Below are 18314 nucleotides of genomic sequence, written 5' to 3' on the forward strand. Positions count from 1 at the left end.
ATGCGCAACCCCACCTTTGAGTTCACCCACGCCATCACCCGCCGCCCGGCCTCGACCATCGCCGCGGGTCTGCGCGCCGAGGACATTGGCAACCCCAGCCTTGACAGCATGCTGGCCGCCCATGCGGCCTATGTGGACGCCCTGCGCAGCACCGGCGCCGAGGTGATCGAGCTGGAGCCGCTTGAGGCATTCCCCGACGCCCAATTTGTCGAGGACACCGCACTGTGCCTGCCCCAGGGCGCCATCCTGATGCGCCCCGGCGCGCCCTCACGCCTCGGCGAGGTAGCGGAAATGGCCCCCACTTTGCGCGCTTGCTATGACACCATCCACGAAATCAAAGGCCCGGGCCATATCGAGGGCGGAGACATTCTGGTGACGGAGAAGGAAATCCTGGTCGGCCGCTCCGACCGCACCGATGCCGCAGGCGTTGCCGAACTGGCGGAGATTGCCGCCGAGTGGGGCCACAGCTTGCGCGAGGTCTTTACTCCCGAAGGCGTGCTGCATTTCAAGACCGACTGCTCGCTGATGGACGGTGAGACCATCCTGTCAACCAAACGCCTGGATGCCTCGGGCTGCTTCGACGGCTACCGGGTGCTGCATGTCCCCGAGGGCGAGGAGGCCGCTGCCAACGCCATCCGCTTCAACAATCTGGTGCTGATGGCCGCAGGCTTCCCGCGCACGGCTGAAATGCTGGACAAGGCGGGCTTTGAGGTCGTCCAGATCGACAATACCGACTGCGCCAAGCTGGACGGCGGCATGTCCTGCCTTTCGCTGCGGTTCTAATCCACCAGCTGGCGCAATCCGGGCTGGCCTTTACCAGGCTCGCCTCTTTTTCCTGCCCGTTCCTGTCTCCCCGGCGGGCTGCCGCAGACCCGGCTGCCCGCCACTGGCACACATCGACGCCAACGCCCGCGCCGCACCTCTGATCTACGGGTTGCAAACCCTGAAACTAGGGCTGGGCTGTACCGGCCTCTTCGACAATCCAATCCCGGAAGGCCTTCAGTTGCGGCTGATCCATGGCATCCGGCGGGTAGACCAGATGATAGGACCGGGACGGCGTGAAATCCTCTCCGAAAGGCCGGACAAGATCCCCGGACTGCAGCTCACTTTCAATGAGCGGCAGCAGGCCAAGCGAAACCCCTTGCCCGGACAGAACCGCCCTGAGAAGAACGCTGGAATCATCAATCACAACGCCGGTCAGGAAACCGCCAGTCTCAACTTTCATGGCATCAAACCACTCCAGCCAGTCGAATTGATCTTTCCAATGCAGCAGCGGCAGCGACAGAAGATCCGCCGGGCTGGTCAGGGGCGGACGGCCCGCCAGCAGCCCAGGACCTGCCACCGGCGAGGTCGTGAAACGCAGCAAGGGCTCAGAGACCAACTCCGGCCAGCGCCCGTCACCCCAAGCCAGCATCATGTCTGTCTGGCCATCCGAGAACTCCACCCCGCCGGGTGAATACTGCAGATGCAGCCCGGTTTCGGGAAAGCGCTGCCAAAAACTGAAAAGCTTCTTTGACAGCCATTGCGAACCGATCAGCGCCCCAACACCCACCGTGATCGAGTCGCGGCTGGCCGATTGGCGCACATCCTGCACCGCCTTACCGAGTCTTGCAAAAACCGTATCACAAGCTTCTGCGAACTGCCGTCCAGCATGGTTCAACGTGACGGATTGGGCGTTACGGTCAAACAGCGTGCAGCCCAGATAGGCCTCGAGCACCTTGATCTGAGAACTGACAGCCGTTGGTGTCACCCCCAGCTCAGCGGCCGCCCGTTTGAAGTTTCCGAACTGGGCTGCCACAGCAAAGACACGGACCGCGCCAAGCGGCAGCTGACTGGAAATGTTCAGCATAGTCAGACCAACTTGAAATTACCCTAGGTGTAATATCTCTCTATCTATTCACAAAGATTACAACAAGGCAGGCTGTGGCTCATCAAAAAGCAAACAGGCTGGCGGATCATTGGGCCGCCTAGCCGGAAGCGGAGGGCAGATGCCACGGGATACACCATTGTCTGCACGGTATTATGTCGAGCCGGACTGCTTTGAGACCGATAAGGAAAAGATCTTTTTCCGCAGCTGGCAATGCGTCTGCCATGTGTCCGAGATCGCGGAGCCTGGTGATTTCAAGACCTTCACCATTGTTGATGAGGATGTCTTTGTCATCCGCGCACCGGATGGCGATATCAAGGCCTACTACAATATCTGCCGCCACCGCGGCCACCCGCTGGTCGAAGGCAGCGGCAAGGGCAAGCGGGTCTTGGTCTGCCCCTACCATGCCTGGACCTATGAAATTAACGGCAGGCTGCGCCGCGCACCGGGGTCGGTGGAGAGCGACGGGCTGACCTGCGATCAGATCAATCTGCGCACCGTCCAGGTGGAGATCTTCTGCGGCTTTGTCTTTGTCAACCTGGACGAGGACGCCGCGCCGATGGCCCCGGCACTGGAGGAGTACAAGGAAAACCTGCTGAGCTTCCACCCTGACCCTGAGCGGCTGCGGTTCGTCTGCGAAACCGAGATCGAGCACAACTCGAACTGGAAGCTGTCGGTTGAAAACTACAACGAATGCTACCACTGCCCGACGGTTCATGCCTCCTCGCTCACCCATGGCGTGCTGGACATGGAAGGCTACACCACTGTGCCCAAGGGCATGACCATCTGGCATGACGGCAAGGCACAGACAAAAAACGAAAAGCAATACGACTACGACCTCGAGGCCAGCCCCCGCGCGGGCGACTACGGCGCCTATTGGATCTGGCCGAATGTCTCGATGTGCTGCTACCCGGGCGGCTATTTCACCATCCGCCAGTGGCTGCCAGTGGCCTGGAACCGCACCATCTACCGATACCGCTGGTTTGCAAGCGGCACGGTGTCCGACGACGAGGTCCGCGCCCTGATGGTCAAGCACCGGGAGACCACCGGCGCCGAGGACGAGGTGGTCGTCTCCAAGATCCAAAAAGGCATGCAAAGCCGCGCGTTCGAGCCCGGCCCGTACGTCATCGGCGACGGCTGCGGCGCTATGAGCGAAGTCGGCTTGCGCCATTTCCACAATCTGTACCGCGATGCCTTGGGAGAACCGGAATGCTGACCTCTTCCTCCGGCACCGCCACCCAGACCCGCCAGGATCTGGCCGCGCTCTACCGGCTGTCCCACCACTATGGCTGGACCGACCTGACCTCGACCCATATCTCGGCCCGCCTGCCGGAAGACCCCGGGCATTACCTGCTGAACTCGCACGACCTGATGTTCGATGAGATTACGGCATCGAACCTCACCCGCATGTCGTTTGAGGGTGAAGCGGTGGATGATCAGCCGGGCAGCGGCAAGGTTATCAATCTGGCGGGGCACATCATCCATTCCGGCATTTTGAACGCGCGCCCCGATGTGAACTATGTGATCCACAGTCACACCCGCGCCGGTGTGGCTGTCTCGGCAATGCCTGAAGGCCTGCTGCCGCTGTCGCAGCACGCGGGCTTTGTGCTTGGCACCCTGTCGAGCCACCCCTACCAAGACTCCACCGCAGTGGAAGACGAAGGCGCGCTGCTGGCCCGCGACCTGGGCGGCAATTTCGCCATGCTGCTGCAGAACCACGGGCTGCTGGTCGCCGGGCGCACCGCGGCGGAGGCCTTCACCTATCACTACTACCTTGAGATGGCCTGCAAGATTCAGGTGGATATTCTGGGGGCCACGGATCAGCCCATCGCCATCACCAAGGACGCCATGGCCGCCCTGCACGACTGGGGTGCACCGGAGAACGGCCCGCATGGCGATGTGCAATGGCCCGCGCTGATCCGGATGCTGGAGCGCACAGTACCGGAGTTCCGGTCATGAGTGCAGACAGCCTGATCCTGACCCGGCGCGAAGGCGTCTGCCTGACTGTCACCATCAACCGGCCGGACAAGGCAAACTCGCTGACAGCCGGGATGCTACGCACCTTGCGGGACATCTTCCGTGCGGCCGCCAGCGACAACGACTTGCGGGCTGTCATCCTCACCGGTGCAGGCGAAAGGGTATTTTGTGCCGGTGCGGATCTGAACACGCTTTATGACGATTTGGACGGCCCTGATCCCTGGGACGAAATGGCCGCGGCGCTGCGTGCTGTTCCGGTGCTGACAGTGGCGGCAATCAACGGCCCCTGCATCGGCGGCGGGCTGACCTTGGCGCTGGGTTGCGACATCCGCGTCTGCGTGCCCGAGGCACGGTTCTCTTATCCCGTCCTCAAAAACAACGTGCTGCCGGGGCAGTATGATGTGGATAAACTGCAGGCGCTGACCGGCCCGGGCCGCTGCGCTGCAATCCTGCTTGGCGGCGACACCGTGAGCGCAGAGGACGCCGCCGCCTGGGGCCTGGCCGACCGTCTGGTGCCGCGGGATGCGCTGGAAGAGACTTGCCGCAGCCTTTGTGCCACCGCGCTGGCAGCAGAGGGGGCGCATCTGAAGACACTCAAATCGATGCTGAAGGGAGGTTCGTCATGAAAGGCATCCGCGTTGTCGACATGACCTCGGTCCTGTCCGGTCCGTTCTGCACCTGGCTGCTGGCCAGCCTTGGCGCCGATGTGATCAAGGTGGAAAACCCGAACGGCGATCTGGCCCGTACCACCCCGCCGTTCGAGGACGGCATCAGCCTCTACTTCGCCTCGCTGAACCGCAACAAACGGTCGGTGAAACTGGACCTGAAAACCGAGGAAGGCAAGGAAGCCCTGCACAAGCTGCTGGCTACCGCCGACGTCTTTGTCGAAAACATGCGCCCCGGTGTGCGCGACCGGCTGGGCTGCGGCGATGCCGACCTCAAGCGGATCAATCCGCGGCTGATCTCCGCCTCGATCAGCGGCTTCGGCCAGACCGGCAGCCTGTCGCACCGCCCCGCCTACGACATCGTGGTGCAGGCGATGAGCGGCATGATGAGCATCAACGGCGAACTGGACGGCGGCCCGACTCGCGTCGGCTTCTCGGTTGGCGATATCGCCGCCGCCCTGTTCACCACCATCGGCATTATGCAGCGGCTGTATGAGCGCGACGCCAAAGGCAAGTCTGAAACCAGCCATCTGGATGTGTCCATGCTCGCGTGTCAGTGGGTCTGCCTGGAGAACGCCTTTGCCCGCTACCTCAACGCAGGCATCGTGCCGGGGCCGATCGGCTCGCGCCACCCGTCGATGACACCGTTCGAGCCCTACCCCACTGCCGACCGCGATATTGTCATCGGCCTCGGCAGCGATAAGGACTGGCCACGCTTTTGCGAGGCCATCGGCTTTACCAGGTTGCTGGACGATCCGCGGTTTCAGGGCGATGAGGCGCGGCTTGCCAACCGGGATGCGCTGGATGAGGTGCTGGGCGCACATCTAAGACAGCACTCGTCGGCCTATTGGACCAAGATCCTGATCGACAAAGCCATCCCCTGTTCAGTGGTGGAAACCATCCAGACCATTGGCGACAGCCCAATTGCCGAGGAATACGCGGCCTTCTCGGATGTTGAGGCCGGAGCACCGGGGCGAACCATGCAGTTCGCCCGCAATCCTATCGCGGAGCGCGGCCTGCAGGAAAGCCCGGCGCCGGAACTGGGCCAGCATACAGGGGAAATCCTGGCTGAACTTGGCTATGACGCCACCGCAATCGCAGCGCTGACGCGCTGACCGCCCCGAAAACCCAGGCAGGACGCACCAAAATGCCCGAATTCCAGACCGCTGACGGCATCTCGATCTACTACGAACAGACCGGAACCGGCATCCCGATTGTCTTTGTCCACGAGTTCGGCGGCGATCACCGCAGCTGGCACCGGCAGATACCGGAACTGTCGAAATCCTTCCGCTGCATCACCTATTGCGCCCGCGGCTTCCTGCCCTCCTCTGTCCCCCGGGACCGCAGCCAATACGGGCAAGAGCAGTCAACCGGCGACCTTCTGGCCCTGATGGACCATCTCGGGCTGGACCAGGCCCACGTGGTTGGGACCTCCATGGGCAGCTTCACCAGCCTGGACTTTGCTCTGAACCATCCCGGCCGGGTTGCTGGCGTAACGCTTGTCGGCAACAGCTCCGGCCCGCGCGACGGCCAGGAACGGACCCGCTACCGCCAGGAATGGGTCAGCCATGAAGCAAAGCTGCGCGAAGAGCGGGGCGGCGATGGTGCAGTTGCCGTTCTTGAGGATGACCCGGCTTACCAGAGTTTTCAGAGGAATGACCCAGAGGCCTGGGCCATCTATGCCGCGAACCTGCGCGGCCAATCGCCTGAGGGCGCCGTTCATGTACTGTCGACCGTGCATTGGAACCGGCGGTCCCTGTTTGATGATCCAGCGAGGCTGAGGGCTTTGGCAAAGCCAGTTCTTCTGGTGACCGGAGACGAGGACTACTACCTGGTCGAGGAAACAAATGCCTTTCTCCAGCAAACGCTGACGGATGCTAAATGGCATCGGTTTCCCGGCACCGGCCACCTCGTCAACATAGAACGGTTCTCAGAATTCAATGCGCTGCTGGCAGAGTTTGCCGCGCAACAGGATCCAGCAGCTCTCCGCTCCTGAGAGTTCGGCATGCCGCTGTTTAAGCCGGCGGCCTCGGCCCTGCGATGCGGGACACAGCGAGCATTGTCAATTTGCGCTGGCACCGGGGAACCTCAAATCAGCGCTGCCTTTCCGCGCAACCCGCCGGCAGTCCGCACCTAAAGGCATTCAAATGACAGGCACTTGACTTAAAATAGAAGCTCGGCTTTTGGCGGGTGGCATGGCGAGCAAGTTCACTCAAGATGAAATCACCCAACAAAATCAAGGTATGATGGCGGAGACGATGGGATTCGAACCCACGAGACGGTTTCCCGCCTACTCCCTTAGCAGGGGAGCGCCTTCGACCACTCGGCCACGTCTCCGCTGACCCGTATATTTGCCAGAGCCTAGAGAAACAAGGCGTTTTTTCAAATTTTTGCTGCGTCAGAAAAAAAGGGGATTTCCCCGGTTTTCCGGGAACTGCACATGATACGCGAGCAAAATCCGTGCAGCCGTGTTCACATGATGTTCACGGCAACCGGCCTGAAATTGATTCCTCCCCTGCTCCGGCTGTAATGAGAGCCGCCAAGGCGAGCACCGCCATGCCGCAATGGAAGAAGCGCTTGCGATCCTAGACACCGCGTTGGCGGCATCGGCGAGCGGTGACCTCATCACGCTTCACCACGGCTCTTCTACCACATGCTAGAGCGGATGCTGTTTTCGCTATGAGCCGACGTGAAAACTTACGCCGTTGCAGCAAATTCGGTTTGGGCTCACTGCCACTATGCGGCAGCACCGCACCGAGAAACCAGTGCCAACCTTTCTCAGGCTAACTGTGATTTGCTCAATCAGCCCGAAGCGGCCGTAGACAAGGGGTGTCGGGCCAAAGATGCTGCCGACGCGAAACTCCTTGGTCACTTTCCCGGAAGCGGACCCTCGGCAGGCCAAGCTGCCTCATTTGATGTTGCGGGTTACACCGGCGGCATCAGAGCGCAGGAAGCAACCATTGCAAACTCTCGTTCACCATTGCGGGTTAGATGGCTCGATCTGTCCGACACCGGCGGGCAACCGGCATGACGCATCACGATGCGGCTTCCCCGAAAGACAAGCCTTCACCGGACTACGTGAACTGAGCACCGTGCCTGGCGCACGACGCGTGCAGCTGTGGAACCAAGGAAAAGATCCTGCATTCCTGGCCGATGGCTGGCCAGGACGATGCAATCCTTCGCGTTCTCCTCGGCGTAATCGAGGATGCTGCGGGCGCTGTGGCCTTCCACCACCACGATCTCCGCATCCGGCAGGTCTCTTGCGAGGGGGGCAAGTTTTCCGGTGACGGTTGAGCGCGCGGTTTCCATGTGGTCCGCCGGCAGCTGGTCGCTGGCATACTGCGGCAGCTGCTCCAGCACGTGCAGCACGGTGATCTGTCCGCCGCTGGCGCGGAGGGCGTTGGCAATTTCCAAGGCCTGGGCGGCATTACGGCCGGCTTCAAAGGAAACCGGGACCAGGATGTTGTTGTATTTCGGCATAGTATCTTTCTCCGGCAAAAGGGCGGCAGGCGCTCCACCGGGCGGAGGCGCCTGCCCAGGGAGAGGAGGGTCAGGACGCGAACATGCTCTTGTAAGCGTCGCGCAGGATGTTTTTCTGAACCTTGCCCATGGTGTTGCGGGGCAGCTCATCCAGCAGGATCAGCTGGCGCGGGTGCTTGAAACGGGCCAGTGCCTGGCGCACCGCCTCCATCATGGCGTCCAGATCGGGGGACTGGCCCGGTTCAGCGATGACAATTCCCAGCACGGTTTCGCCGAAATCCGGGTGCGGCACACCGATCACCGCGCTTTCCAGCACGCCGGGCTGGTCGTCCAGCACCAGCTCAATCTCCTTGGGATAGATGTTGTAGCCGCCCGAGATGATGAGGTCCTTGTTGCGGCCGACGATATGGACATAGCCGTCTTTGTCGATCTTGCCGAGGTCGCCGGTGATGAAGAACCCGTCTTCGCGCAGTTCGGCAGCGGTTTTCTCCGGCATCTGCCAATAGCCTTTGAACACATTGGGGCCGCGCACCTCGATCTGGCCGACTTCGCCCTGCGGCAGGGCTTCGCCGCTGGCCGGGTCGGTGATTTTCAGCTCCACCCCCGGCAGCGGAAAGCCGACAGTGCCGGCGCGGCGGTCGCCTTCAAAGGGGTTGGAGGTGTTCATGTTGGTTTCGGTCATGCCGTAGCGTTCGAGGATGCGGTGGCCGGTGCGTTCTTCGAACTGGACATGGGTTTCCGCCAGCAGCGGCGCCGAGCCGGAGACGAACAGCCGCATATGGCCGGTCAGCTTGCGTGTAAAACGGTCATCGCCCAGGAGGCGGGTGTAGAAGGTCGGTACCCCCATCAGGCTGGTCGCCTGCGGCATGTGCAGCAGCACCGCGTCGAGGTCGAATTTCGGCATGAAGATCAGGCTGCCGCCCGCCGCCAGCGTGACATTGGTGGCGACGAACAGCCCGTGGGTGTGGAAGATCGGCAAGGCGTGCAGCAGCACGTCGTCCGCCGTAAAGCGCCACTCCTGCGCCAGGGTCTCGGCGTTTGACAGCAGATTGTTCTGGGTCAGCATCGCCCCCTTGGAACGGCCGGTGGTGCCGGAGGTGTAGAGAAAGGCGGCGAGGTCATCGCTGTCGCGCTCAACTGTGGCAAAGGAGACCGGCATGGCGGCGGCCTGATCCATCAGGGTGCCAGAGCCGTCGGCGTTCAGCGTCTCGATCCCGGCGCCAAGCTGTTTGGCGATGGGGGCCAGGGTGGCCTCGCTGCGGGCATCGCAGATCACCACCGAGGCGCCGCTGTTTTCGATGAAGTAGGTGAGTTCGTCGGCGGTGTAAGCTGTGTTCAAGGGCAGGAAGATCAGCCCGGCCTGGGCGCAGGCAGCATAAAGCGCCAGAGCTTCCGGGGATTTCTCCACCTGCGCCGCGACCCGGTCACCCGGTTTCAGCCCGGTCTGGGCCAGGACATTGGCGATCTGGGCGGCCATGCCGAGGAAGTCCTGATGGGTGATCACCTCGCCGTTCAGCAGATGCAGGAAGGGCGTGGCCTTGCCGGCGTGGATGCCGAAAAGCCGGTCAAACAATGGATTTGCCATGGGGTTTTGCCTTTCTTAAGCCTGTGGGCTGGCGGATGCCGCAAGGGTTTGCACTTCAGGAGAGGCCACCACCTCCCGGGTGGCGGCGAAGTGCTCGTGGTTCTGGGCGGTTTTCTTGAGGTCGTAGAGATAGTTGACCATGGCGCCGCCGGACTGGGCGCGGCCTTTGTCCGAGGTGTCGGCATCGGCATGGACTGCATGCACAATGGCGCCGTTGCCCAGGTGGAAGCGGGCGACCGGGTCGTAGGGCAGCCCGCCCTTGCCCTTTGCCGTCAGCAGGTAGCGGGCGGCGGTGGCGCGCATGTCTTCCGGGTTTTCCTCGTCCCAGGCGAGGCCCTCCTGTTTCAGCCATTTGGTCAGTCCGGGGATGGGCGAGAGGGTGACGAAAGTATCAAGCCCCGACATTTCCGCAGCCAGATCGCTGGCCACCTGCTTGATCAGCGAGTTGCCGAAAGAGATGCTGGCCAGCCCGGCCTGGCAGTTGGAAATCGAATAGAATACTGCGGTGGTGGAGTCTTCGGCGGGCATCGCCTCGCGGTCCTCGGCCAGCAGCGCTTGGACCGAGCCGGGAATGCCCTTGGTCAGGGCCACTTCGACAAAGATCAGCGGCTCGTCCGGCATTGACGGGTGGAAAAAGGCAAAGCAGCGCCGGTCCGAGGGCTCCAGCCGGCGGCGCAGGTCGTCCCAGCTGCCGATGGCGTGCACCGCCTCGTAGGCGATGATTTTTTCCAGGATATGGGCCGGGCTCTCCCAGCTGATCGGGCGCAGCACCAGGAAGCCGCGGTTGAACCAGCTGGCAAAAAGGTGGCGGAAATCGAGGTCCAGCGCCTCCAGTTCCGGCTCGCCCCGGCCCAGCCGCAGCAGGTCCGCCCGCATCCGCACCAGAGCGCCGGTGGCATTGGGCACCCGGTTCAGGCGGCGGATCAGCTCCTGCCGGCGCGGCTCGGAAGCCTCCATAAAGGCGCGGTATGTGGCCTTGGAAGGGTTCTTCTCGTAGGCCTCCAGCGTTTGGCGGACGGTTTCGGGGGCGATATTCATGCCGGTGGCAAGCTGGCGGAAGAAGGCGGATTTGCCCTCGTCCTCCAGCGCGGCAAAGCGGGTCAGGATTTGCTCTGCCAAAGCCAGCCCCGAGGTTTCCCCGGTGGAGCCGACCAGCGCGCCGGCCAGCTCCTCCAGCGGGCGGCCGTCCGGTTCCGCGGCGGCCTCGCGGCGCTGGCGCCGCTCGAACACCGTGGACAGGAGATCAGCCAAGAGGGTCATAGCGCCGCTCCCATCACCAGATCCGGCAGCCAGGTGGCCAGGCCCGGGAACAGGCAGAGGAGGACAATCGCCACCACCATGCAGGCCACGAAGGGCAGCGAGCCGGTAAGGATGGTCTTCAGCGAGATGTCCGGGGCAATGCCGTTGATCACATAGAGGTTCAGGCCGACAGGCGGCGAGATCAGGCCGATTTCCATGTTGATGGTCAGCACCACGGCAAACCAGATCGGATCAAAGCCCGCGGTGGTGATGATCGGCAAGAGGATCGGCGCCGCCATCAGGATCACCGCAACCGGCGGCAGGAAGAAGCCGGCAATCAGCAGGAACACATTGACCGCCCCCATCAGCACCCAGCGGTTCACATCCAGCGTGCCGATCCATTCGGCAATCGCCTGGGTGATGAACAGCGAGGACAGCATGTAGGAGAACACACCGGCGGCAGCGATGATGAACAGAATCATCACGCTTTCCTTGGTGCTGTCGCGCAGCACCACCCACAGATCGCGCGGATTCCACAGTTTGTAGATGATCATCGCGATCATCAGGCACAGCAGCGCGCCGACCGCAGCAGTCTCGGACGGTGTCGCGATACCGCCGTACATGGCGTAGAGCACACCGAGGATGATCGCCAGGAAGGGCAGCACGCGGGGCAGGATCTCGAACCGCTGGCTCCAGGTGTAGCTGCCCGAGCCAAGGCGGGTGGCATCGCCCGAGCGCCAGGTGGAGTAGAGCGACCAGGCCATGAACAAGCCAACCAGCATCAAGCCCGGGATCACGCCGGCCAGGAACAGGCGGCCGATCGAAGTCTCGGTAGCGATGCCGTAGACGATCATGGTGACCGAGGGCGGGATCAGGATGCCCAGCGTGCCGCCTGCAGCGATGGAGCCGGCCGCAACACCGTCCGGATAGCCGCGCTTGCGCATTTCCGGGATGCCCATCTTGCCGATGGCGGCGCAGGTTGCGGGCGAAGAGCCGGACATGGCGGCAAACAGCGCGCAGGCGCCAAGGTTGGAGACCACCAGCCCGCCGGGAATACGGGTAAGCCAGCGTTCCAGCGCCTCATAAAGGTCGGCGCCGGCCCGGGTCGAGGCAATCGAGGCCCCCATGATGATGAACATCGGGATCGACAGCAGGGCAAAGTTGTCGAGCTTGCCGAACAGGATTTCCGGCATCAGCTCCAGCGAGCGGGGGCCGTCAAAGATGATCAGGAAACCGGCGGAGACAATCAGCAGGCCAATGGCCACGGAGACGCCGGAGAACAGTACGAGAATGGTGGCCAGTGCCACGATTCCGCCAAGAAGAAGCGGGTCCATCGGCTTTACTCCAGTCCAAAGGGTTTGTCGATGCCGGTCAGCACGGCCACCAGATCTGCAACCAGTTGCAGCAGTAGCAGGCCGAAGCCGACGGGGATCGCAAGATAGGGGATCCACAGGCGCACGCCCCAGACGGTGTCCGACCGCCAGCCGCGCTCCCAGGCGAAATGCCAGTACTCAAAGCCGTACCAGAGCATGATTGCGACGATGACGATCGACAGCACCGCAGTCAGCACCGCCAGAGCAAAGCGGCCGCGGGGTGCCAGTGACAGCGGGATCAGGTCGACATTCACATGGCCGCGCAAGCGCTGCACATAAGGCAGCCCCACCAAGGTGGCTGCGATGATCAGATAGATCACGGCCTCGGTCTGCCAGACAGTGGAGCCGTTCAGCACGAAACGCACCACGATCATCTGGCAGGTGATGGCTACCGCGGCGACGATCATGCCGGCCGAGCACCAGCCCGCGAGGGTCGAAAGCGCCGCGACCAGGCGGAGAAAGGGATTGTTGCCGGCATGGGCAATGGCTGCATTGCTATGGCTGGCCATCATCGCCTCCCGTTTTTGTAGAAGTTGAGGGGGAGCGGAGCGGCACGAGGGCCGCTCCGGCGGCAGTCAGGCGAGGGGGTCACTCAACAGCCAGCGCCAGGTCGAGCAGAGCCTGCCCGTCCGGAACCTCATCGACAAACTTCTGATAAGAGGTCTCCATCGCCAGCTTGCGCCAGGCTTCAAAGTCTTCCGCTGTCATCTCGGCGATCTCGACACCGGCATCGGCAAAGATCTTGGCCGAGGCGGCATCCTGCTTCTTGGCCTCTTCCAGATAGAAGGCCTGCGCCTTTTCAGAGGCCGCCAGCAGGGCGTTCTGCTGCTCTTCGCTGAGGCCGTCAAAGGTGCGCTTGTTCATCAAGAGCGGCTGATACATGAACCACAGCGCCACATCGCCTGCGGGGGTGTAGCAGCTGACCTGCTCGTAGATCCGGTAGGAAACGAAGGACGAGGAAGAGGTATTCGCGGCCTGCAGAACGCCGGTCTGCATGGCGTTGTAGATCTCGGAAGACGCCATCGATGCAATTGATGCACTTGCACCGGCCAGCATCTGTTCAAACGACTTGCCGGCCGCGCGGGTTTGCAATCCTTTCACGTCCTCGGGCTTGGTGATGCACTTGTCCTTGCCGGCAAAACCGCCTGCCAGGTAGCCATGCACCAGCACCATCACGTCGTCTTCAGCCATCTTGGCCTCCAACGCTTCCATGAAAGGCGAGTCGCTGAGACGCGCTGCGTGATCGTGGTTCTTCACCAGCCCTGGCATCAGGGTGAGGTTATAGGCAGGCTGCTGGCCGCCGGCATAGGAAAGCGGGAGCACCGTCATGTCCAGCTGGCCGCGGCTCAGCGGCTTATACTGCTCACGCGGCTTGAACAGCGATTTCGAGCCGAAGATCTTGATGTTCAGATCCACATCCGCAGCAGCCACCTCGTCGGCGACGATCTGAGCGACCTGATGGCGGATGTCCTTGTTAGACCATTGATGCGACAGGCGCAGCTCGGTTGCGTTTGCCAGGCTGCCCGCAGCAGCCAGCGCCAGTCCGGCCACGGCGGCCTTCAAAACAGATTTCATTTTTTCCTCCCTAAAAACTCTCCTGGCGGACCAGGGGATGGCAAAAGGGTAAACGCTATATGTTTTTCAAGTCAACGTTTTTGTATACAAGAATGCCAAGGTTGAATTTTCACCACGCCATGAGTAAACCTGAAGGCATGGAACAACGCCGCGCCGACAACATCGCCGAGCAGCTGGAAGAGCTGATTTTCAACGGGACTTTTGCCGATGGCGACCGGCTGGACGAGGTCCGGCTGGCCGAACAGTTCGGCGTCTCGCGCACACCGCTTCGCGAAGCCTTTCAACGGCTTGCCCTGTCCGGCCTGGTTGAGCTGATCCCCCGCCGCGGCGCCTTTGTGCGCCAGCCCGGACCGGTGGAGCTGATGGAGATGTTCGAAGTGATGGCGGAACTGGAGGCGGTTTGCGGCAGGCTTGCTGCGCTGCGGATTTCCGAGGAGGCGCTTGAGGAGCTGCGGGAGGCGAATTCCAAGTGCCAGGCCGCAGTCGATGCCCGTGATTCAGACTCCTACTATGCCGAGAACGAGCGGTTCCACAGAATCATCTATCAGCAGTCAGGCAACGGCTTCTTGGCCCAGGAGGCCGCCAAGCTGCACAAACGGCTAAAGCCGTTCCGCCGCCAGCAACTGCGCTTCCGCGGCCGTATGGCGCAGTCGATGGCTGAACACGAGCATATTGTTCGAGCGCTGGAAATGGGCACATCAGATCTTGCTGCTGATACGCTCCGGGAACACGTGGCTGTCCAAGGTGAGAAATTCCATCAGTTGATGGCCACTTTAAAGAATGCCGCTGAATAGAATGCCGCCAAGCTTCCACCCCTGGTCAACGTCTGCTTGACGCAGTTCACGAAGTGCTGCGCCTGCAGAGAATAGTGCTATTGTCTGGCTTGGGCTGTTAGTAGTCATCAATGGATCGGCCTTCATCGTGTTGCTCTGAATTGCCAATGACGGATTGGCGATGCGGCGGAACGTGGCGGATTGGAAGAGCCGCCACGACTATCGCAAACCTAACAGCCATACGCGCCTGCCGTGACGTGCTCCCCTGAAATGTCCTCGCTTTGAGGTTAGCCTGTTCTCCAACTGAGGAGACAGACGATGAAAAGAAGCCGGTTCAGCGAAGAGCAGATCATAGGCATTCTGAAGGAGCACCAGGCCGGGATGGGCGCGATAGAGTTGTGCCGCAAGCACGGCATCCACCACCCGGCAGGGCATTGTGCAGCAATGTCCCGAGAGGGGGCGATGCGACCTTTTACAAGTGGCGGTCGAAATATGGCGGCATGGAAGTTTCGGATGCCCGGCGGCTGAAGGCGCTGGAGGCCGAGAACGCCAAGCTGAAGAAGATGCTGGCGGAGCAAATGCTTGATGTCGCCACGCTGAAAGAGATGCTTGGAAAAAACTTCTGAAGCCCGGTTCAAGGAGGCGCGCCGTGGACTGGGCCATGAAAGAGAAAAGCTACTCGCAGCGGCGGGCTTGTGCGCTGGCCGGGATCGATCCGCGCTTGTACCGGCGGCGGCCGGTCAGGCCGGAAGACAAGGACCTGCGGCACCGGCTGCGTGAACTGTCTGGTGAGCGCAGGCGGTTCGGCTATCGGCGCCTGCACATTCTTCTGAAGCGGGAAGACTGGGAAGTGAATTGGAAAAAGCTCTATCGCATCTACCGGGAAGAGGGGCTGACGGTGCGCAAACGGGGCGGCCGCAAGCGCGCAATCGGAACCAGGGCGCCTATGGCGATCCCGCAGGGGCCGAACCAGCGGTGGTCGCTGGACTTCGTCTCAGACACGCTCTCGGACGGGCGCCGGTTCCGCATTCTGTGTGTGATCGACGACTTCAGCCGGGAATGCCTGGCTACTGTCGTGGACACATCTCTGTCGGGCCTGCGTGTCGCCAGGGAACTGGACAGGATCGCGGATTTGCGTGGCTATCCCTGCTTGGTGGTGTCCGATCGAGCCATTGGAACGCCATTGGTCCGAGAAACAATGGCGAGGGGCACCGAACTGACCAGCAACGCGATCTTGAAATGGCAGCAGGGCCGGCAGGTCGAATGGCACTACATCGCGCCCGGCAAACCGATGCAGAACGGCTTCGTAGAGCTTCAATGGCCGTCTTCGGGATGAGTGCCTGAACGAGCACTTGTTTGCGAGCCTGCGCCATGCCCGCCACCTGATCCACGCCTGGCGCGACGACTACAATCACCAACGCCCGCATTCGAGCCTCGACGGGCTCACCCCGCGGGAGTATCACCAGCGCTCGAGAGAGGACCAAACCCTGAACAGAGCTAACTGAAATACGCGGACTCTAAGGGGAGCACGTCAGCCGCCCTGCCTTCCACCGGTGCGTGCCGATGCTGCGCGGTGGGGCCTGTCAGAGGAGGTGCATGGTTCAGGATCAGGCGAACTCTCACACCGCGGGACCTTTCAACCATTCGTGCGGTTGCAGTCTGGGCATGCCAGCGTGTCCGATTTGCGCAGGAAGCGGATTATAACCGGGACACCCACACTGATAGCGTTCGTTTCTTGCCCGGCGATGAGGGGCTGTCCAGTCTCTCAAGACCTTGGCACCGGCGGGGCATTGCCTGCCGGTGCAGCTGTTTACTTCCTGCGCATCTCTTTCAGCCTCACGCGTGTGCGCGCGGTGGCTTCTTCGGTGCCGTCATGGAAGGTGCCGAACCACTTGTCGCAGGGAACTTCCGGCTCGCCATAGTTGCACTCAAAGTACCTGTGATGCAGCTGATGGAAAAAATCCCCAACTTTCAGCCCTTTATCGCTGCCTTCCCCGGCCGTAACCGCGTCGTATCCGGCGTGCGAACTGACAGCGAGGAGCACTTTCTGCTGCAGTTGGAAGATGAAATGGATCGGGTGTGAAGCAAGCACGAGATGGATCAGGACCGAGCTCAGATAACCGATATGTTCAACCGGGTGCATCGACATGCCAGACCAAGGGCCGACATTGACGTTGCGGTGATGCAGCGCATGCACTTGGATGTAGAGCGGGCCCCAATGCAGCAGCCGGTGAATCCAGTAGAAATGGAACACACCGTAAACCGGCAGGAAGACAAACCACAGCACAAACCAGACCGGGCTGCTGGCGAACTCCATCACCGGCATGAACCCGTTGGCATAGGCCCAGAGGCCAATGACCTCATAAGCTGTCCAGACCGTCACGCCGCTGGCAATCGACCAGAACACATTGTCGCGGAACTGGCTGTTGAAGGTAAACAGAGCACTCTTTTTGTGGAACGGACGCGTATCATAGCGCAAATAGTTGCCCTGGCGTTTGAACGTATAGAGATAGAGATGCATCCCGCCTGCCAGCAGCACCATCAGTGCGAGGTTGCGAAAGTAGACGGCGGCCACCCAACCCACAGTAAAGGTCTGCGCAGTCTCCAGGGACGGAGACAGATAGAACCAGGTCAAAAACGAGAGCGCTACAACAATCAGACGATCAGAAACAGGCAGCCAGGACCCCCACAGGACTTTCAGCGCGGCAATGGGCCCACGCTTCAAATTGAAGATTGAATGATCCTGAAGGGGCAGCTCCGGATGCCAATTCCAGGTGGATTTGCGGGGCAGTGTGGCGCCGGGCGCGGCGTTTGCGGTTTCCTGTGCCATGCCGGTCATCCTTTGCTCTCGGCCCCTAGGGGGGCAGCTTCTGCCAGCCGGGCGCGGAACGCCTCAAGCTCATCGGGGTTCATCCGAACGGAGACGTCCTCATAAGGGAAGGCGCCGCTTCGCACGGCAGATTGGAAGGTGCTCAGTGCTGCGATGCGTTCCTCCTCAATCTGCCTTTGCAGGCGCAGGACATTGCCATAAGCGCAGGCGTGGCGCGGCGGGTTTTCGGTCTCGCCGCAGATGTCCTCGGAAAACAGAAAGGTGACATCGCCGCCAGAGCCGGACCCGATAGAGAAAGTGATCAGGCTGGTCTGCTTGTTGATCTCCTCCAGAACCTGCTGGGGAACCAATTCAACCTCGACGGCAAAAGCGCCTGCGTCTTCCATCGCGCGGAAGCGTTCCAATAGCTTCATGGCTTCGCCGGCGGTGGTGCCATAAGCACGCAAACCGCCAATCCAAGTGCTGTAGGGCGGAACCAGGCCAACATGCCCCATGACCGGGAAATCAAGATCGGCCAGCATCTTGACCGTGTCGAGGCTACGGGTGGTGTAGAGCGCGTCGGCGCCCTGATCCATAGCCCGCATTGCCCCTTCCAGCACATCTTTTTCTGTCGGATGGTCTATGAGCATCAGCGCAGCAGTAACAAAGGTATTGGGCGCAGCTGCCCGGACTTCGCCCAGAGTTTGAACACGGGTAATCAGCGTATCGACCCCGGCGGCGGCAGCCCGCGCTGCCTGCCCGGCATTCATGGCCGTCACTTCTGTGAGCTGAATCTTTCCCTTGTTGGCGCGCAGGCTTGCAACGGTCCAGTTCCGCTGCGCTGGCTGGTGGCCGAAGGTGAATATGTTGTGCATTCCTTGGGTCTTCCTGGGTGTGGTGAAGGGGCAGGCTAAACAGCCTGCACAAGTGACCCGCACAAAATGCTGGTTGAAGCTTGCGTTCTCAAATGA

The 18314-nt window shown here is 61.5% G+C and carries 16 protein-coding genes, 1 tRNA gene and 1 pseudogene; 8 read left to right on the plus strand and 10 right to left on the minus strand.

Translation table 11 applies throughout. The features are described 5' to 3' along the window. Nucleotides 1-783, plus strand: coding sequence for a dimethylarginine dimethylaminohydrolase family protein (locus ACXAHG_RS13045; RefSeq protein WP_475045075.1), 783 nt, complete (start codon nucleotides 1-3; stop codon nucleotides 781-783). A gap of 166 nt (nucleotides 784-949) precedes the next feature. Here the strand turns inward: ACXAHG_RS13045 and ACXAHG_RS13050 are convergent, their stop codons facing one another. Next, nucleotides 950-1849 (minus strand): LysR substrate-binding domain-containing protein, encoded by a 900-nt coding sequence (locus ACXAHG_RS13050; protein WP_475045076.1) that lies wholly within the window; start codon nucleotides 1847-1849, stop codon nucleotides 950-952. Nucleotides 1850-1988: 139 nt separating this feature from the next. Here ACXAHG_RS13050 and ACXAHG_RS13055 point away from each other — a divergent pair, with 139 nt between their 5' ends. Genes ACXAHG_RS13055 through ACXAHG_RS13075 form a run of 5 tightly spaced genes read left to right on the plus strand, consistent with a single transcriptional unit; the run spans nucleotide 1989 to nucleotide 6505 of the window. Next, complete coding sequence (locus tag ACXAHG_RS13055; RefSeq protein WP_475045078.1) at nucleotides 1989-3083, plus strand: aromatic ring-hydroxylating oxygenase subunit alpha; 1095 nt, start codon at nucleotides 1989-1991, stop codon at nucleotides 3081-3083. Next, the gene (locus tag ACXAHG_RS13060) at nucleotides 3077-3826 is read left to right on the plus strand and encodes a class II aldolase/adducin family protein (protein ID WP_475045079.1); all 750 of its coding nucleotides are present in this window, start codon (nucleotides 3077-3079) and stop codon (nucleotides 3824-3826) included. Before ACXAHG_RS13055 ends, ACXAHG_RS13060 begins: the two co-directional genes overlap by 7 nt. Then, nucleotides 3823-4470 carry an enoyl-CoA hydratase/isomerase family protein gene (locus tag ACXAHG_RS13065; protein WP_475057956.1) on the plus strand — a complete coding sequence of 216 codons (648 nt, stop codon included), beginning with the start codon at nucleotides 3823-3825 and terminating at the stop codon, nucleotides 4468-4470. Before ACXAHG_RS13060 ends, ACXAHG_RS13065 begins: the two co-directional genes overlap by 4 nt. Continuing rightward, nucleotides 4467-5624 carry a CaiB/BaiF CoA transferase family protein gene (locus tag ACXAHG_RS13070; protein ID WP_475057958.1) on the plus strand — a complete coding sequence of 386 codons (1158 nt, stop codon included), beginning with the start codon at nucleotides 4467-4469 and terminating at the stop codon, nucleotides 5622-5624. The genes ACXAHG_RS13065 and ACXAHG_RS13070 overlap by 4 nt, the downstream gene beginning before the upstream one ends. A 32-nt stretch (nucleotides 5625-5656) precedes the next feature. Next, nucleotides 5657-6505 (plus strand): alpha/beta fold hydrolase, encoded by an 849-nt coding sequence (locus tag ACXAHG_RS13075; RefSeq protein WP_475045083.1) that lies wholly within the window; start codon nucleotides 5657-5659, stop codon nucleotides 6503-6505. Nucleotides 6506-6756: 251 nt separating this feature from the next. Here ACXAHG_RS13075 and ACXAHG_RS13080 read toward each other — a convergent pair. The 7 genes from ACXAHG_RS13080 to dctP all read right to left on the minus strand — a co-directional run bounded on the left by ACXAHG_RS13080 (nucleotide 6757) and on the right by dctP (nucleotide 13761). Then, a tRNA-Ser gene (locus tag ACXAHG_RS13080) sits at nucleotides 6757-6846 on the minus strand. 729 nt (nucleotides 6847-7575) lie between these two features. Further along, nucleotides 7576-7989, minus strand: coding sequence for a universal stress protein (locus tag ACXAHG_RS13085; RefSeq protein ID WP_475057960.1), 414 nt, complete (start codon nucleotides 7987-7989; stop codon nucleotides 7576-7578). A 70-nt stretch (nucleotides 7990-8059) separates the two neighbouring features. Further along, nucleotides 8060-9574 carry a malonate--CoA ligase gene (locus ACXAHG_RS13090; RefSeq protein WP_475057963.1) on the minus strand — a complete coding sequence of 505 codons (1515 nt, stop codon included), beginning with the start codon at nucleotides 9572-9574 and terminating at the stop codon, nucleotides 8060-8062. Between the two features lie 15 nt (nucleotides 9575-9589). Next, nucleotides 9590-10834 (minus strand): malonyl-CoA decarboxylase, encoded by a 1245-nt coding sequence (locus ACXAHG_RS13095; RefSeq protein WP_475057965.1) that lies wholly within the window; start codon nucleotides 10832-10834, stop codon nucleotides 9590-9592. Beyond that, complete coding sequence (locus ACXAHG_RS13100; protein ID WP_475033395.1) at nucleotides 10831-12147, minus strand: TRAP transporter large permease; 1317 nt, start codon at nucleotides 12145-12147, stop codon at nucleotides 10831-10833. Before ACXAHG_RS13100 ends, ACXAHG_RS13095 begins: the two co-directional genes overlap by 4 nt. 5 nt (nucleotides 12148-12152) lie before the next feature. After that, nucleotides 12153-12695 carry a TRAP transporter small permease gene (locus ACXAHG_RS13105; protein ID WP_475045092.1) on the minus strand — a complete coding sequence of 181 codons (543 nt, stop codon included), beginning with the start codon at nucleotides 12693-12695 and terminating at the stop codon, nucleotides 12153-12155. A 79-nt stretch (nucleotides 12696-12774) separates the two neighbouring features. Next, nucleotides 12775-13761: a TRAP transporter substrate-binding protein DctP gene (gene dctP, locus ACXAHG_RS13110; protein ID WP_475057967.1), complete on the minus strand. Its 987-nt coding sequence runs from the start codon at nucleotides 13759-13761 to the stop codon at nucleotides 12775-12777. Nucleotides 13762-13898: 137 nt separating this feature from the next. On the opposite strand from dctP, the gene ACXAHG_RS13115 reads away from it, so the two are divergent. Continuing rightward, a complete protein-coding gene (locus tag ACXAHG_RS13115; protein WP_475058043.1) occupies nucleotides 13899-14555 on the plus strand; it encodes a GntR family transcriptional regulator in 657 nt (218 codons plus the stop codon). A gap of 297 nt (nucleotides 14556-14852) precedes the next feature. Then, nucleotides 14853-16039, plus strand: a pseudogene (locus tag ACXAHG_RS13120) (IS3 family transposase). A gap of 305 nt (nucleotides 16040-16344) precedes the next feature. On the opposite strand, the gene ACXAHG_RS13125 reads toward ACXAHG_RS13120, so the two are convergent. Together ACXAHG_RS13125 and ACXAHG_RS13130 are read right to left on the minus strand one after the other, a co-directional pair. After that, nucleotides 16345-17364 (minus strand): sterol desaturase family protein, encoded by a 1020-nt coding sequence (locus tag ACXAHG_RS13125; protein ID WP_475057970.1) that lies wholly within the window; start codon nucleotides 17362-17364, stop codon nucleotides 16345-16347. A 5-nt stretch (nucleotides 17365-17369) separates the two neighbouring features. After that, on the minus strand, nucleotides 17370-18218 hold the full coding sequence (locus tag ACXAHG_RS13130) for a 3-methyl-2-oxobutanoate hydroxymethyltransferase (RefSeq protein WP_475057973.1): 849 nt from the start codon (nucleotides 18216-18218) through the stop codon (nucleotides 17370-17372). Between the last annotated feature and the right edge of the window lie 96 nt (nucleotides 18219-18314).

The organism is Leisingera sp. ABD4_442, assembly GCF_056160905.1.